This window comes from Verrucomicrobiia bacterium (assembly GCA_036405135.1).
Taxonomy (GTDB): domain Bacteria; phylum Verrucomicrobiota; class Verrucomicrobiia; order Limisphaerales; family JAEYXS01; genus JAEYXS01.
In genome coordinates, this window is record DASWYF010000025.1 from 1 (window position 1) to 16,234 (window position 16,234).

General features: G+C 55.9%; 18 protein-coding genes. 9 read left to right on the top strand and 9 right to left on the bottom strand.

The features are described from left to right. The 5 genes from VGH19_12910 to VGH19_12930 all read right to left on the bottom strand — a co-directional run. On the bottom strand, window positions 1-92 hold a 92-nt coding region (locus VGH19_12910), incomplete at its 3' end, for a prepilin-type N-terminal cleavage/methylation domain-containing protein (protein ID HEY1172267.1). Window positions 93-472: 380 nt separating this feature from the next. Continuing rightward, a complete protein-coding gene (locus VGH19_12915) occupies window positions 473-1,522 on the bottom strand; it encodes a tRNA-dihydrouridine synthase family protein (GenBank protein ID HEY1172268.1) in 1,050 nt (349 codons plus the stop codon). Between the two features lie 170 nt (window positions 1,523-1,692). After that, on the bottom strand, window positions 1,693-2,574 hold the full coding sequence (locus VGH19_12920) for an MnmC family methyltransferase (protein ID HEY1172269.1): 882 nt from the start codon (window positions 2,572-2,574) through the stop codon (window positions 1,693-1,695). Between the two features lie 276 nt (window positions 2,575-2,850). Then, window positions 2,851-3,906, bottom strand: coding sequence for a carbohydrate kinase family protein (locus tag VGH19_12925; GenBank protein HEY1172270.1), 1,056 nt, complete (start codon window positions 3,904-3,906; stop codon window positions 2,851-2,853). Window positions 3,907-4,114: 208 nt separating this feature from the next. Beyond that, the gene (locus VGH19_12930; protein ID HEY1172271.1) at window positions 4,115-4,576 is read right to left on the bottom strand and encodes an Rrf2 family transcriptional regulator; all 462 of its coding nucleotides are present in this window, start codon (window positions 4,574-4,576) and stop codon (window positions 4,115-4,117) included. A gap of 176 nt (window positions 4,577-4,752) precedes the next feature. On the opposite strand from VGH19_12930, the gene VGH19_12935 reads away from it, so the two are divergent. The 9 genes from VGH19_12935 to cysK are packed head-to-tail and all read left to right on the top strand — an operon-like array spanning window position 4,753 to window position 12,292. Continuing rightward, window positions 4,753-4,965 carry a YezD family protein gene (locus tag VGH19_12935; GenBank protein HEY1172272.1) on the top strand — a complete coding sequence of 71 codons (213 nt, stop codon included), beginning with the start codon at window positions 4,753-4,755 and terminating at the stop codon, window positions 4,963-4,965. Window positions 4,966-5,018: 53 nt separating this feature from the next. Beyond that, window positions 5,019-6,404 carry a porin gene (locus VGH19_12940; protein HEY1172273.1) on the top strand — a complete coding sequence of 462 codons (1,386 nt, stop codon included), beginning with the start codon at window positions 5,019-5,021 and terminating at the stop codon, window positions 6,402-6,404. Window positions 6,405-6,441: 37 nt separating this feature from the next. Further along, entirely contained in the window at window positions 6,442-7,452 is a 1,011-nt protein-coding gene (locus VGH19_12945) for a sulfate ABC transporter substrate-binding protein (GenBank protein ID HEY1172274.1), read from the top strand. 32 nt (window positions 7,453-7,484) lie between these two features. Further along, window positions 7,485-7,607, top strand: a complete 123-nt coding sequence (locus tag VGH19_12950) for a hypothetical protein (protein HEY1172275.1) — start codon at window positions 7,485-7,487, stop codon at window positions 7,605-7,607. Window positions 7,608-7,615: 8 nt separating this feature from the next. After that, window positions 7,616-8,440 carry a succinylglutamate desuccinylase/aspartoacylase family protein gene (locus VGH19_12955; protein ID HEY1172276.1) on the top strand — a complete coding sequence of 275 codons (825 nt, stop codon included), beginning with the start codon at window positions 7,616-7,618 and terminating at the stop codon, window positions 8,438-8,440. Window positions 8,441-8,462: 22 nt separating this feature from the next. Next, on the top strand, window positions 8,463-9,299 hold the full coding sequence (cysT, locus tag VGH19_12960; protein ID HEY1172277.1) for a sulfate ABC transporter permease subunit CysT: 837 nt from the start codon (window positions 8,463-8,465) through the stop codon (window positions 9,297-9,299). A gap of 15 nt (window positions 9,300-9,314) precedes the next feature. Further along, window positions 9,315-10,190, top strand: coding sequence for a sulfate ABC transporter permease subunit CysW (cysW, locus tag VGH19_12965; GenBank protein HEY1172278.1), 876 nt, complete (start codon window positions 9,315-9,317; stop codon window positions 10,188-10,190). Between the two features lie 12 nt (window positions 10,191-10,202). Further along, complete coding sequence (locus VGH19_12970) at window positions 10,203-11,282, top strand: sulfate ABC transporter ATP-binding protein (GenBank protein HEY1172279.1); 1,080 nt, start codon at window positions 10,203-10,205, stop codon at window positions 11,280-11,282. A 29-nt stretch (window positions 11,283-11,311) separates the two neighbouring features. Beyond that, window positions 11,312-12,292, top strand: coding sequence for a cysteine synthase A (cysK, locus tag VGH19_12975; GenBank protein HEY1172280.1), 981 nt, complete (start codon window positions 11,312-11,314; stop codon window positions 12,290-12,292). A 44-nt stretch (window positions 12,293-12,336) separates the two neighbouring features. On the opposite strand, the gene waaF is transcribed toward cysK, so the two are convergent. The 4 genes from waaF to VGH19_12995 all read right to left on the bottom strand — a co-directional run bounded on the left by waaF (window position 12,337) and on the right by VGH19_12995 (window position 16,228). After that, entirely contained in the window at window positions 12,337-13,446 is a 1,110-nt protein-coding gene (waaF, locus tag VGH19_12980) for a lipopolysaccharide heptosyltransferase II (protein HEY1172281.1), read from the bottom strand. After that, a complete protein-coding gene (locus VGH19_12985; protein ID HEY1172282.1) occupies window positions 13,443-14,402 on the bottom strand; it encodes a hypothetical protein in 960 nt (319 codons plus the stop codon). Before VGH19_12985 ends, waaF begins: the two co-directional genes overlap by 4 nt. A 7-nt stretch (window positions 14,403-14,409) precedes the next feature. Further along, complete coding sequence (gene lpxK, locus VGH19_12990; GenBank protein ID HEY1172283.1) at window positions 14,410-15,582, bottom strand: tetraacyldisaccharide 4'-kinase; 1,173 nt, start codon at window positions 15,580-15,582, stop codon at window positions 14,410-14,412. A 163-nt stretch (window positions 15,583-15,745) separates the two neighbouring features. Further along, the gene (locus VGH19_12995) at window positions 15,746-16,228 is read right to left on the bottom strand and encodes an arsinothricin resistance N-acetyltransferase ArsN1 family B (protein HEY1172284.1); all 483 of its coding nucleotides are present in this window, start codon (window positions 16,226-16,228) and stop codon (window positions 15,746-15,748) included. Between the last annotated feature and the right edge of the window lie 6 nt (window positions 16,229-16,234).

Consider the following 16,234-nt stretch of genomic DNA (forward strand, 5'->3'; position numbering starts at 1 on the left):
ATCGCGATCGCAGCCAGGAGGCCGATGATGGCCACCACGATCATGATTTCAACGAGCGTGAAACCGCTCTTGCGCGTAGTTTGGATCTTCATACTTTTACCTTTCTTTTGCGCGGCGTGGACCCAGCGAAAGGCGGTTTTATGTTATGAATACGACTCAATGTATGTCCACAGATTGCCTTCCACTTACCGCATCATAAGAATGCAGCAATCCTAATGCCATGCAACTAAAAATAGCACCTCTACGACCTTGTTATCTAAAAATAATACAAAGACATCCAATTTCAGGACAAAATCCACTATGGAATTGCGCGTTAAGACCACACTGTCATGCCCCCTATCCAACCTCTAAAAGTGGCTTTACCAAATAAACCCTGCCAGCCACACAGCCACTGTCATTCTTGCGAATCACTCCCCCCAAAAAAACAGCCATCCATATTCACCCGGTCTCAAATCCGGGAATCGTTGAAGGATTATAAATGCTCCCCGCCCACCACATCCGTCGAAGCCAGATCGAGTTTGAACGGTAACAACGGCATTGGCGCATCGTTATCCATGTAAGTCTCGCAGATGCGGAAGAACTCGGCCTGCGTTGAGCACCGGCGGATGTCGTGCAGGAACTGCCCGCTCGCTTCCACACCGATGCCGAGGAAGTTCATATACTTCTTCATCTTCTGCACCTGCGCGTTTTCCCGGATGATTTCTTGCGGAGTCATCGCCCAGAGATGATGCACATACTCCAGCACATCTCGCCCGCGCGGCACAAAAACCGCTTCACCACGCCGATGCTGCCGGATCTGCTCGAACAACCACGGATTACGAATCGCCCCACGCCCGATCATCAATCCCTTCGCACCCGTCTGCTGCAAAACCTCTTCCGCTTTCGCCGGTGAATAAATGTTTCCATTCGCGATGACTGGACAACGCATCGCTTGCACTGCGTTGGCGATATAATCGTAATGCACCTCCGAGCGATACATCTCCAGCACCGTGCGCCCATGCACCGTCAGCAGATCGATGGAATGCTTCGCGAAAATGGGCAATAACTCCTCAAACACCGCCGGGCTATCGAAGCCGATGCGCGTCTTCACCGTGAACTTCACCGAGATAGCATCTCGCAACGCACCGAGAATACTATCCACCCGCTTCGGCTCACGCAGCAAACCGCCACCTGCGCACTTGCGATATACCACCGGCGCCGGACAACCGAGATTCAGATCCACCGCCACGATGTCATACTTCTCCAACTCCTTCGCCGTGCGGACCAGCGCAGGAATGTCATTCCCGATCATCTGCGCGATGGCCGGTTTGCCCGTAGTGTTATTCACGAGCGCATCGACGATCCATTTCTCCGGCTTGGACGTCGGCTGTACGCGAAAATATTCCGTATAATAAACATCCGGCCCGCCATAGCGACTCATCAAGTTCCAGAACGGCCGATCCGTCACATCCTGCATCGGCGCGAGCGCGAGAATCGGCTCAGAGCCTTGCAGCAACGCCGCGAACTGTTCGTGATGAGTCATTTCGGGTTAACCAAAGATGGACACAGATAAACACAGATGAGGGACAGATGCGTTGAGACGGCGAGTGCCAAATGCGCTAGTTGCGAAAAAAGACAGCAAATGTTCTCCCTCTCCCCTCAACGGGGAGAGGGCCGGGGTGAGGGGTGAGAATGCCAATCGCATAATAACCTTCACTTGGTTGAAAACTGCGGATGCTTTCTCAGCCGTTCCCAATTTGCCTCACTCAATGGCGCTTGACGATATGTCCCATCCATCAACGGCTCCGCACTACGCGACCGTTGCACGCGCCCCAGCCATTTTTCTCCCAGCGGTTCCGTGAGCAACTCTCGCGTGTTCGCGGCGATGGTCGTCTCTTCCTTCTCCCCCGTCGCATGACCCGCACCGACGTAGAAGCCTGCGAGCAACAAGGTGACACGCAAGAGCGTGCTGCGTGAATACGTCGGCAGCGCACAGGGCCGTTGCGGATCGAGGAACGTGTGAAGTTTCTGAAACACGGGCAACGTCCACATCGCCGTATTCGTCGCCGGAGAAAAAGCGTCGTAAAGGATCGCGTGCGGTGCAGGCAACTGTGTGCGCAAGCTGGCGTCGTTAGCCGCTTGATCCAGCAGAGCAGGAAAGTCCGCCACGTGCACGGTCCAATGAACCGTCACATCACCCAGCTTGAACTTCACTTCATGCTGGTCATGTAAAATCTCCAACTGCGCTTCAAATCCCACCGGATACCCCAGCTCCACCGAGTGCTGTCGCGCAAACGCCAACGGTTCCAAGGTGCAATCAAAGCTGACGATGCGCAGCTTGCCGCATAGTCCACTGAGAGAACGCAGCACCGTCAACACATTCGCCGCTGAACCCAGGCCGACATCCCACACCACAAACTCTTCCGTGCTCGCCGCAAAACGTTCGGGCAGACGTAACTGCCGCACGTAGAGCGCCTCCGCCTCTGCCACCGGCCCGATGACGGGGTGAAACGTCTCGTCATGTGCGCGCGAGTAAACACTCCGCACGCCATTGGCAAGCGTCACTAGTTCATAGTTGTTCGTCGTTTCGATCATTGTCCGGTCAAAAACCGGTCGGGGATTGAACCGGATTGCGGAAGCAGACGCAACAAGGCGTTTTGGCGGAGCGCGACTCTCCGAGTCGCAGCAAGGAGAAATGCTTCCGTTGGCTTCCGAAAAGTTGGTGACCAATGAGAGAAATCCTGTGTGAACACGCCAGATGAAAGCATAGCCCGCCTTCGCTTATGGGAGTTGCTGCGACTCGGAGAGTCGCGCTCCAACAAAAAGGCCGCATCTTTCGATGCGGCCTTTTCAACCTAAATTTCTACCGGCTTAAAACTCCCGTTCCAACGGCGGGCGGATACCGTACTTCTTCGCCAGCGCCAATGTCGCTGCCAGCGGTTTCATGCCGAGTGTGCATGTTGGATCGGACAGCGATGCCGCCGCCGCACAAACGCCAATCTTCAAGCACTCTTGCAGATCGAGGTCTTCATGCAGACCGTAGAGCGTGCCAGCGCAGAAGGCATCACCAGCACCGGCTGTGCCTGCGATATACTTCTCCGGCAGCTTGAGTGAAGGCTGCCAGTAATCTTTGCCATCGCGAGTGCGGGCAAAGCCGCCTTCCGGGAAATGGATCACCACCACTTCACGTACGCCGAGTTGGAGCAGCGCACCTGCTGAATGACGCAGCGCGACAGTATCCAACTTGCCATCTGCTTGGCGGATCTTAAAGCCCGTCGTCTTGCCCGCCTCGATCTCATTGAGGATCGCGTAGTCCGTATACTTCAACGCAGGCGTAACGATCTTGGCAAAGCGATCACTGTCCTCGCTCACTACGTCCACGCTTGTCTTAAGACCAGCTTCTTGCGCGGCAGCGAGCAGAGCGGCACCACGCGTGCCATACTTCTTGTCCTCGTCATCGATCGCGTCCAGCAGCAGCAGATAACCAAGATGGAAAATCTTTGCCTTCGTCTTGGAGAAATTCAGATCCTTGCCGTCCCACAAAGCGTTCGCACCGCGATTGTGGAAGAACGTGCGCTTGCGGCCATTCATCTCCGTCATCACATCCGTGTAAGACGTGGAAGACTTAGGCGCAGCCGTGAGGAACTTCGTGTCGATCTTGAGCTTCTTGCAGTGATCGAGGATTTGCGCGCCGAGCGCGTCCTTGCCCACGAGACCGGCAGCTTGCAGCGGAAATTTCGCGCCGAGAACGGCGAGGTCCACCAGCACATTGTAAGGCGCACCACCGGTGCCTTCATACTGGCTGTGGATATTGGCGAGCTGCTCACGCTGGGGATAAACATCAACCAGTTTGACCTGGTCGATGATAAAATTGCCGCCCGCCAGAATGCCCTTCCGGTTCGAGGACACCGCTTTCTTCGCTTTCATTTTTGAGATACCCTTGGCCGTTGCTGCCGTTCAGGGTAAACGTAAGAGTAGCGGGTACTTAGGAAAATGGAATCCAAAACTGTGAACCCCACGTTCAATGACCAATGCCCAAATCCGAATGGCGAAGGAATGACCAATTCCCAATGACCCAGGTTTAGGGCTCGGCGCTTGGGAATTCCTTGGTCATTCGGGCTTCGTCATTGGTCATTTAAATAATGTAGTCCGACACCGCCTGATTCGTCCCCTGCAAGTGCTTCACGCGATCACAAAGCTGCGCCACCGTCACTTGCTCCAGGATCTTCACGATCGCCTCGCGCACTTCCTTCATGATGCTGCGGATGCCACATTTGCTCTCATCCGGGCAGGTGCAGGGGGTGTAGAACTTCTCACTCACACAGCCCACAGGAGCTAAGGGACCTTCCAAATGGCGAATCACCGCGGCCAAGGTCACCTGCTCAGGGGGCATTCTAAGACGATAGCCGCCGGAGATACCGCGCTTGCTCTCCACAATGCCCAAAGTCTTCAAATCATTGAGGATTTGCTCGAGAAAACGCTTGGGAATGTTCTGCCGCTCGGAAATGACTTGGGTGGGGAGAACTTCCTCCCCGTAGTTCAACCCTAGGACCACCAAGGCCCGTAAGGCATATTCGCCGCGCAGCGACAGTTTCATACGCCCCAAAACCTACCATAATCCCCACTAAACCAATCAAGTTTAGTTTTAAGATGGATTTTCATGATTTCTATCCCACTCAAAATCAATGTGTTACGTCTTTAAATAATAATCCCGATTGACTTACTGTATATTTGGATTAGAAAGATTTTGTTAACTGAAAACGAACCAAGCGTATGAGCAGCACAAACTTGAATAACACCGCCGAGACAGCCGCAGACTTATGGCTGGCCGCCGTGAAGGAAGAGGTGGCCGGTCTGCGCTTTGGCACCGTGCAAGTAATCGTCCATGAGGGCGAGGTGGTCCAGATCGAGCGCGTCTCGCGCCGGCGTCTGGGGCCTGGCCAGTCATCGAATCGCAACCTCTCCCCGAGGAGCGCCAAGAATTAAACGTCGGGAGCTGACCCAAAAAACGGAGGCATCTGAAATGAAGACACCACTCCATGAGATTAAAAAAACTGGCCGTCGTAACGGCCATCGGGATCAGCGCCACCGGAATACAGGCGCAAACTGACCAGTCTGACCAAGCCACTCTGATCAAACAACTCATTCAGCGCATCGAAGAACTGGAACAAAAAGTGAAGATCCAAGACCGCAAACTGGAAATCGACAAGGAGGCTTCCGCCGAGAAGGCGAAGACGACTCCGGTGGTTTCTTTGGGTGCGTCTGGTTTCTCAGTCCGCTCGCCAGATACTAATTTCGTCTTCCGTCTTCGCGGCTATGTGCAGGCGGATGGCCGTTACTTCATTGATGACAATGTCGCCGGTGGCGTTAACGACCAGTTCTTGCTTCGCCGCGTGCGTCCGATCATCGAAGGCACAGCTTTCAAGAACTACGATTACCGCATCATGCTCGATTTCCCGAGCAACGTGGGTGTCGGCGCTGCAAACAACGGTTTGCTGCAAGATGCTTATGTGACAGCCAAGTATTATCCATGGCTGAACATCACGGCTGGTAAGTTCAAAGAACCGGTGGGCCTTGAGCGGTTGCAATCCGGTGCGAACCTGCTCTTCAACGAGCGCGCCTACCCGACGCAACTGCTGCCAAACCGCGATTTGGGTATCCAGCTCTCCGGCACTGTCTTGGATAACCGCTTGGAATACGCGTTGGGTATATTCAATGGCGTGGCCAATGGTGGCAGCGGTGATGCGGATGCTGCGGATGACGACAAGGACTTGGCAGCACGCCTTTTCGCGACGCCGTTCATCAACAGCGACAATGAATGGATCCAAGGATTGGGCTTTGGCGTGGCCGGCACGGTCGGCAACAACAAGACGGCTTTGCGCGGCCATCAATCTCCCGGCCAGCAGACGGCCTTCGCCTATAATGCCGGCGTGGTGGGGGATGGTGAGTTGTGGCGCATCTCGCCGCAGGCTTACTATTACAAGGGGTCATTCGGTGCGATCGCTGAGTATGCGATTGCGCATCAGTCGATCCGCACAGCGGCCAATACGGTCAACACCTTGAATCACAGTGGCTGGCAAGTGGCGGCCTCTTACTTCCTGACAGGTGAAAAGAACTCGTTCAAGGCGGTTTCACCTGCCCAGCCCTTCACGGTGGGCAGTGAAGGATGGGGGGCCTTCGAGCTGTCCGCGCGCGTCAGCGGTCTCGACTTGGATGATGAATCCTTCCCGACCTTTGCCAATGCCAACACTTCGGCCACCGAAGCCCTTTCTTGGGCAGTGGGTGTGAACTGTCACTTGAACCGCTTCCTGAAACTCAGCCTGTCTTATGAACAGACTGACTTTGATACACAAGGCAACGCTCCGAGTCCTTTGCTGGACAAGGGCGAGAAGGTCGTCTTCAGCCGCGTGCAGTTCTCATTCTAAAGGATTCGCTTTCGAAAAACTTAAATCTTAGCTCAGCATGAAAATCTCAAATAAAATCAAACGGTTCTTCGGTTTGGCCGCTGTCTTGGCGGTGACCGGCTCCACCTTCGCTGCGGAAGTGAAGTTGCTCAATGTCTCCTATGATCCGACGCGCGAGTTGTATGTAGAGTATAACAAAGCGTTCGCCGCGCATTGGAAAGCCAAGACGGGCGACACCGTCACCGTCCAGCAATCGCACGGCGGCTCTGGCAAACAAGGCCGCGCCATCATCGATGGTCTGCAAGCGGATGTTGCCACACTGGCGCTCGCTGGTGATGTGGACGCACTCTCGAGCGTGGGTAAGCTGATCCCGCAGAACTGGCAGACGCGCTTGCCGCAGAACTCCGCGCCCTACACGAGCACGATTGTGTTCTTGGTGCGCGCGGGCAATCCGAAGGGAATCAAGGACTGGGATGATTTGGCCAAGCCGGGCGTCTCCGTGATCACGCCGAACCCGAAGACCTCGGGTGGTGCGCAATGGAACTACCTCGCCGCCTGGGAATACGCCAAGCGCAAAGCGGGTGGCAAGGATGAGGCCGGTAAAGCCTTCGTGGAGAAGCTCTACAAAAACGTGCCCGTGCTGGACTCCGGCGCGCGCGGTTCTACGACCACCTTCGTGCAACGCGGCATCGGTGACGTGTTCATCTCTTGGGAAAACGAAGCGTTCCTCGCGCTGAAGGAATTCGGCAAGGACAAGTATGAAGTCGTCATTCCTTCCATCAGCATCCTCGCCGAACCCTCAGTGACGGTGGTGGACAAGGTCGTGAAGAAGAAGGGTACGGAAGCCGTGGCCAAGGCTTACCTCGAGTATCTCTACTCGGATGAAGGCCAGGACATCGCGGGCAAGCACTTCTACCGTCCGCGTTCGGAGAAGGCCGTGGCGAAGTACGCCGCCCAGTTCCCGAAGATCAACCTCTTCACCATCGATGAAGCTTTCGGCGGCTGGACGAATGCGAAGAAAGTTCACTTCGCGGATGGCGGCACGTTCGATCAGATCTACGCCAAGTAAGCATCCCTGTGCGCGCAACACCACCAGTCATTATGGAATCATTACCCAATTCCGCTTCCTGCGATGTGAAGCTGCTGACTGGTGGTGTGCGCCGCGCAAACAGCGCTTTCTCCCTGAAAAACGGTCAGGGAGAAAGCCACTCAATTTTTAACTGACCGATAACATGAGCATCACGACTGAAACGCAATCCAGCCTGTCGAGAACAACGGTGGCCCAACGCCGTTCCATCGCCAACCTGCTCGCCCCGTTGAATCGCCTCGCAGAAACCTCGCCAAATCTCTTGGTGAAAAGCGCAGGCAAGTTCGACCATCACGGCGAGGCTTATGATCTGCCGCGTTACATGTTCATCGGTCCCAAGGGCGGTGATGAGCCGATCCGCATCGGCCTCTTCGCTGCCATCCATGGTGATGAACCGGCGGGTGCTTATGCCTTGGTGCAATTCCTCACCTTGCTCGAACGTTTTCCTGAACTGGCCAAGGGCTATTGCCTCTTCGTTTATCCCGTGTGCAATCCGACGGGCTTCGAGGACAATACGCGCAATTCCCGCCGTGGCCGTGATCTGAATCGCGAGTTCTGGAACAACACGAGCGAGCCTGAAGTGCAGTTGTTGCAGCAGGAGCTGGTTTTGCATGCGTTCCACGGCATCGTTTCACTGCATGCGGATGATACGAGCGATGGTCTCTATGGTTTCGCTCATGGTGCGACATTGACGAAACATCTCGTCGAGCCGGCGTTGAAAGCTGCTGAGGAGTTTTTGCCGCGTAATCATAACTCGATAATCGATGGCTTCAATGCGCGCAACGGCATCATCCGCAAGGGCTACCAAGGTATCCTGAGTGCACCACGGAATACGCCGAGGCCGTTCGAGATCATCTTCGAGACACCGCACGCCGCGCCACAGTATCAGCAGGAAAAAGCTTTCGTAGTCGCGCTGCAGGCGATCCTGAACGAGTACCGCAAACTAGTGGCCTACGCTCCGAACCTGTAAAGCCATCGCATTTTAGAAGTTAATGATACCTTTTGTCCGTACTGAAAAAAGCGTCCTACCGGGCTACCGATTGACGCTGGGTTACACGTTGTTTTATCTAACCCTGCTCATCCTCATCCCGCTGGCGGCGACTTTTGCCAAGACATTCTCGATGACGTGGCCCGACTTCTGGGCCGCGGTTACGTCGCCACGCGTCGTCGCTTCCTACAAGCTGACGTTCACCGCCGCGTTTCTGGCGGGCCTCATCAACATGGTGTTCGGCCTGCTCGTCGCCTGGGTGCTCGTGCGCTACACCTTTCCCGGTCGTAAAATCATCGACGCCATCGTGGATCTGCCGTTTGCCTTGCCTACCGCAGTGGCGGGCATCGCCTTGACCGCCGTGTATTCCAAGAACGGTTGGATCGGTCAGCATCTGGAACCGGCGGGCATCAAGGTCGCCTACACGCAACAGGGCGTGCTGGTGGCACTGGTATTCATCGGGGTGCCCTTCGTGGTCCGCACCGTGCAACCGGTGTTGGAAGATCTCGAGGTGGAAGTGGAAGAAGCGGCAGCGAGCCTCGGTGCGAATCGTTGGCAGACCTTCCGCAAAGTCATCTTCCCAGAGCTGCTGCCCGCGCTGATCACCGGTTTCACGCTCTCCTTCGCGCGCGCTTTAGGTGAATACGGTTCCGTGGTGTTCATCTCTGGTAACATGCCGTTGAAAACGGAGATCACGCCGCTGCTCATCATCACCAAACTGGAACAGTATGACTACGCGGGCGCAACCGCCTTGGCCGTGGTGATGCTCGTCATCTCCTTCGTGCTGCTGCTGCTCATCAACCTGCTGCAACGCTGGACGCAGACCCGCACCCGTAAATAATAACGATTTGATCTCATGGCTGGAGCTTCTACATCACGAGTAAGTCGCGGCATCAAAAGCCGTCACGCCACGCATGACCCTTTGTGGTTCCGCGTGTTGCTGATCGGCGGCGCATTGACTTTTCTAGGCTTGTTCCTCTTCGTTCCGCTCGCGGCGATCTTCGCGGAAGCATTTCGACGCGGCGCTGGCGCTTTCTTTGAAGCCTTCAAGGAACCGGACGCCATGGCGGCCATCAAGCTGACCTTGATCGCTGCCGGTATCTCGGTGCCACTGAACCTTATCTTCGGTGTGGCTGCATCCTGGGCCATCGCCAAGTTCGAGTTCCGGGGCAAGAGCCTGCTCATCACGTTAATCGATCTGCCATTCGCGGTATCACCGGTCATCTCCGGTCTGGTGTATGTGCTCCTCTTCGGTGCGCAAGGTTGGCTGGGACCGTGGCTGCAAGACAACGACATCAAGATCATCTTCGCCGTGCCCGGCATCGTGCTCGCGACCATCTTCGTGACGTTCCCATTCGTCGCGCGTGAGCTGATTCCGCTCATGCAAGCGCAAGGGAATGACGAAGAGTTCGCCGCGCTGACCCTTGGCGCGAGCGGTTGGCAGACCTTCTGGCATGTCACGCTGCCGAATATCAAGTGGGGCTTGTTCTACGGCGTCATCCTGTGCAATGCCCGCGCCATGGGTGAGTTCGGTGCCGTGTCCGTCGTCTCCGGTCACATCCGAGGGGAGACGAACACGATGCCACTGCACGTGGAGATCCTTTATAACGAGTACAATTTCGTCGCCGCCTTTGCCATTGCGTCACTGCTCGCCTGCTTGGCGCTCGTGACGTTGCTATTGAAGAGCATTGTGGAATGGCGCGGTCGTCAGAATCAATCGGGTGGCCACTAAAATTTTCCTGTAATGAGCATAGAAGTCCGTAACATCTCGAAGCATTTCGGCGAGTATAAGGCGCTGGAGAACATCAATCTGAGCGTCAAGCCGGGTGAACTGCTGGCTTTGCTGGGGCCATCCGGTTCCGGCAAAACGACGCTGCTGCGCATCATCGCCGGTCTGGAATTTCCTGATCCCGGTCAGGGCCAGGTGCTCTTCCATGGGGAAGACGTCACAAGCAAGCCCACCGGCTCACGCCAGGTCGGTTTCGCATTCCAGCACTACGCGTTGTTCCGTCACATGTCGGTGTTTGAGAACATCGCGTTCGGTCTGCGCGTGCGTCCGAAAGCCACTCGGCCGAGCGATGAGAAGATCGCCGCGCGCGTGCGTGAATTGCTGAAGCTCGTGCAGCTCGAACAGTTCGAGAAACGTCTGCCGAACCAACTCTCCGGTGGTCAACGTCAACGCGTCGCTCTCGCCCGCGCGCTCGCGGCGGAACCGAAAGTGTTGTTGCTCGATGAACCGTTTGGCGCACTCGATGCCAAGGTACGCAAGGAATTGCGCCGCTGGATCCGTCAGCTCCACGAAGAGATCCACATCACGAGCATCTTCGTGACGCATGATCAGGATGAAGCGCTTGAAGTCGCCGATCGCGTGGTGGTGATGAACCAGGCGAAGATCGAGCAGATCGGCACGCCGGATGAAGTGTATGACAAACCGGCCAATCCGTTCGTCTATAACTTCCTCGGTAATGTGAACCTGTTCAAAGGCCGCCTCCGCGATGGCCGGGTGCACTTGGGCGAGACTGCCATCAGCGCGCACGGCCATGGTGTGGCGGATGATTCACCGGCGGTCGCTTACGTGCGCCCCCATGAGATCAAGGTGAGCCTGCATGCCGAAGGGCCGGATAGCATTCCTGCCATCATCAAGCACATCAATTCTGCCGGTCCGCTTGTGCACTTGGACTTGGAGCGCAGCGATGACAAATCCCGTTTCACTGTCGAATTGACGAAGGAAGAGAGCGTCGCCTTGTCGCTGCTCGCCGGAACTCCTGTGTTCGTGCGCTTGAAAAATGTCCGCGTCTTCGCGGATGAAGATTACGCTATCTGAGAGACCTATAACCTCAACAGAATATACCTATGTCCAAAATCTACAGTAACATTGCCGAGACAATTGGAAATACGCCGCTCGTCCGCTTGAACCGCACTGCGCAGAAGTATGGTGCTTTGGCGGAAGTGCTGCTGAAACTCGAGTTCTTTAACCCGCTCTCCAGCGTGAAAGACCGCATCGGCGTGGCGATGATCGAGGACGCCTTCAAGGCCGGTAAGATTAATCAGGACTCGGTGCTGATCGAGCCGACGAGCGGTAACACGGGCATCGCCCTCGCTTTCGCCGCTGCTGCGCGTGGCTTGAAACTCATCCTCACCATGCCGGAGACGATGAGTCTCGAACGTCGCAAACTCTTGAAAGTCCTCGGCGCGAAAGTCGTGCTGACCGAAGGTGCGAAAGGCATGAAGGGCGCGATCGCGAAGGCGGAAGAGCTCAACAAGCTCATCCCGAACAGCGTGATCCTGCAGCAGTTCTCGAATCCCTCAAATCCGGCGATTCATCGCCGCACGACGGCGGAAGAGATTTGGCGTGATACGGATGGCAAAGTGGATTTCGTGGTCGCCGGTGTAGGCACAGGCGGCACTATCACAGGCATCGCGGAAGTGTTGAAACCACGCAAGGCATCCTTCAAAGCAATCGCCGTCGAACCTGCCAAATCGCCCGTCATCTCCGGTGGCTTGCCCGGACCGCACAAGCTGCAAGGCATCGGTGCCGGTTTCATACCGGACAATCTCAACACGAAGATCATCGATGAGACGATCCAAGTGCTGGAGGAAGATTCCGGTCCTGTCTCCAAGGAAGTGAACAAACTGGACGGCATACCCGTGGGTATTTCCAGCGGCGCGATCATCTGGGCCGCGCTGCAAGTGGCGCGGCGTCCGGAGAATCAGGGCAAACAGATCGTCGCCATCATTCCGTCCTCGGCAGAACGTTATCTCTCCTCGTGGTTGTTCGCCGACATCACGACCGAGTCGGACACCATCGATATCGAAGCCCTGGCCAAAGCATAAGGCCAGCGTTGAACCTAATTTGAATTCGACAAGCGGATCAATGATCAGAGCACCCGGTTTAGAGCCAGACACACATCATCAACCGTTATCGATATTAAGCAACGGCTGTCTATCGGACATTCCCGCAAAAAGCAGGGCGCGCAGGGAACGTTTCCTTTCAAGATAGTCACCTCATTGCCCGTAGGCAGCCCCGGCATGGTTAATTCTGGTGAAGTACTCCCAAAAATCGCGAAAACGTGCGTCCCCGAGGCTGCCGCCACATGCATGGGTCCGGTGTCATTCGTAAGCACTGCACGACAGGCACCTAACAGAACCGTGAGTTCACGTAGATTAGTTCTCCCCGCCAAATTGACGACTTGCGGACCGTTTTCACCTGTCTCAGAGCATATCCCCGCCTCTAACTTCCCGGCTAATATTTTATCGCCCTTGCCGCCGAATACTAACCACACTACCTGTCGCGATTCACTGACTTGTCGGGCCACATGAATGAAGTTCTCCACCGGCCAACGCTTGGCTGGTCCGTACTCCGCTCCCACATTTAACCCCAACAGTAATTTGCCGTTCGTTGAAATACCAAACTTCTGCAAAACCGCCACCCGCTCCGCTGCACTCACCTCTATCTTGGGTGCCAACAATTCCGTCTTTGCCCCCAGCGCTCCCACCAGATGCAGATAGTGATGCATCTGATGATCCTTAAAAGTAGGTTTCGGTGCTGTATCCGGTTTTCCGGCAATCAATCCTTTGATCTCCTCTACGCTCCGCTTCCGCATTGGCACCATGCCAGGGATTCGCTCCACCACCCGGTTCAGAAAAATGGATCGTGCCCGACCACCGTATCCCGTCCGATTCCCCACCCTGCCCAACCACAACTCCAAAGCCGAGCGTGTGGAATTCGGCAGAATCAATCCCATATCAAAATTCCCCGCCCGCAATTTCTTTCCAACGCTCCAAAGTGAATCTTCCCCGCTAAATGTGATGACTTCGTTCAACCACGATTGATTCTCCCACAATCCTGCGAGCTTGTCCGGCGTCAGCAATGTGATGTGCGCCTGCGGAAATCTCTCGCGCAAACGGAACATCGCCGGCGTCGTCATTACCGCGTCACCCAGCCAGTTCACTCCACGCACCAATATCCGTTTCGGCTCCACGCTCATGGCTCCGCCTCCAAGTCCGTGATGGGAATGGTCGTGCGCGCGGCTGAAGCGATCTTCGTCGCCTCACCGCCGCGAAACTTCTGCGCCTTCCAGCGATTATGCACCCAGAACCAGTTCGCCGGATCACGCGTGATGGCTTCTTCCAGCGCCAGATTGATCTCGCGCGTAATATCCTCCACTGGCCTCGGCTCACCACGGAACGTCGTGGGAATCTCGCTGCCCACCTCGATGCGCCACTGCGCCAAGCCCACGCGATAGCAGATGCCCGTGTGCAAGTGGCATTGATAACGCAGCGCCAATACCGCCGGTGCCGCGCTCACTGAGCAATCGCGACCAAAGAACGGCAGCCGCAAACCGCGATCTCCCGCATGCTGATCGGAAAGCAACCCAAGGATCATGCCCGAACGCGCCATCGCATCTTTCAACAGCTTCGCATCCGTGCGGCGCTCGAAGAAGAAGCAGCCCGATTTCTCGCGCATGCTTTGCATCAGCTTGTTCAGCGATGCCTGGCGCAAACCGCGATACGTCGTCGCGCATTGATACGCCGGCACGAGTTGGCCGAAGCGCGCATACAACTCGAAGTTTCCAAAGTGACCGATAGCTACTACTCGATTCGGCGGAGGTGTCGGGGAACCCGGAGGAAACAACTTCTCAGCACCGATGAATTCGCAATGCGGCTGCAACTCCTCAAATGTCATCGCGGCCGTCTTGATGCCGCACGCGTAGTTCTCGCCCAATCTACGAAAATTTTCTTTCGCAATCTCACGGATCTGCTCGCGGCTCATCGAATCACCGAAGCAATGCGTCAGGTTTTCCGTGGCCACCTTGCGATGCCGTTTATCCAGCCAGTAGGCTAGACCGCCACCCGCGCGCCCCAGCCGCGCCACGCCGCGCAGAGGCAGCGCTTGCAGCGACTTCATGAACACCCACGCGATGATGTAGAGCAGTTTATCCATGCCTGCCTTACCGGAAACAGATCTGCCGCACGCAATCCTGGAAGTCTTTCGCACCGCTCAGGATCTTGATCTCCACGCGCATAAAATAGATGGGTAAATCGCGCCGATCAATCTTCGGGAAACGCACCGCATCTTTCTGCGTAGTCACAATCATTTCCGCCTGCCGTTTCTTGCTGCGATTGATCGCGTTCAAAACTTCCTGCTGCGTGAAACGATGGTGATCCGCGAAACTTTTCGTGTAAACCAGGTCCGCACCGAGCTTCGTCAGACCATGCTCAAAACTCTCCGGCTGCGCGATGGCACTGAACGAGGCCACGCGACGCCCTTTCAGGAAATCCAGCCCATGCCGTTCACCGGTGAACACATCCTCAAAGTAGAGCGGATGATGCACGCACTCAATGATGCCAGCCGTGGGATTGTATTTCGCGATGCGCTTGCGTAACTCCGCTGTGTTGCCATCGCTCTTCGTCAGGAAAATGACACTCGCTCGGGCGAGATGCGGTGGCGGCTCGCGCAGTGTACCACGCGGCAACATGTGTTCATTGCCAAAAGGCTGCTGACAATCGATCAGCACGATATCCTTCCGCCGGCCACGCAATTTCCAATACTGAAAACCGTCATCGAGCAGCAAGATATCGCAGCCGAATTTCTGGATGGCGTAACGGCCGCTCTTCACGCGGTCCTTATCCACCAGCACCACCACGTCCTTGAGATTGGACGCGAGCATGTATGGCTCATCCCCCGCTGTCTCGGAATCGAGCAGCAGAGATTTGCCATCCGACACCACACGCGGCGGCGACGCCTCTTCCCGGAATAAAATCTTGTTGATCAAGCGGCGGCGCAAGGGAGGCGGCTTGGAGCGATAACCGCGTGAAAGGATAGCCACCTTACGCCCTTGATCCTGCAATTCACGCGCGAATTTCTCCACCACCGGCGTCTTACCCGTGCCACCCGCCGTGATGTTACCCACAGCGATCACCTGGATGCCGAGCGTGGAATCGCGCAAAATACGGACATCGTAGAGGAACTTGCGCGCCTTCACGATCGCCTCGAAAACCTTGGACAATCCGTACAAAGCAGAACGCACCACAGCGGCGCGTTTGCCCTTGCGGCGGTCAAAAATCACTTCGAGAACGAACTGCTCCGTCTCTTCGACCCAGTTGCGGATCGTTTCCGGCATCTGTGCGGGGGATTGTGCGGTGCAACGTCTCCAACGGCAAGCGAACTCCCAAGAAGACTATACCCATACCTCAATCATCCTCGCCCTCGTTTTCGTCGTCCTATGTTCAAGCAAGACGCTTCAGCATCGAACTGGAAAGAACGTGCGGCCTTCTGCATTACAATTAAAACTTCAACTCCCAATACCCCACATCGATCCACTGCCCGAACTTCCAGCCCACCTCTTCCAAGTGCGCGACCTTTTTGAAACCCAGCTTCTCATGCAGCGCCACGCTCTTCTCATTCGGCAACGCGATCCCGCCCAGCGCCACATGCATGTTTAGCTTCTTCAACCGCCCGATCAATTCACCATAAAGCGCACTCCCGACGCCTTTGCCGTGGCCGCCGTTCGCCACATACACCGCCAGCTCCACCGTGTGCCGATAAGCGGCACGCTCATGAAACCTCCGCGCATACGCATACCCCAACACCTGTCCATCCGTCTCGAAGATCAACCACGGATACACCGCCGTCACATCCGCAAACCGTTTGCGCATCGCCTCCGCAGAAACCGCCTCCTCCTCAAACGTCACCGTCGTGCTGAGCACATAATGATTGTAGATGGCACAAACCTTCTCCGCATCCTGCGCTGTGACTTCACGTATCATATCATT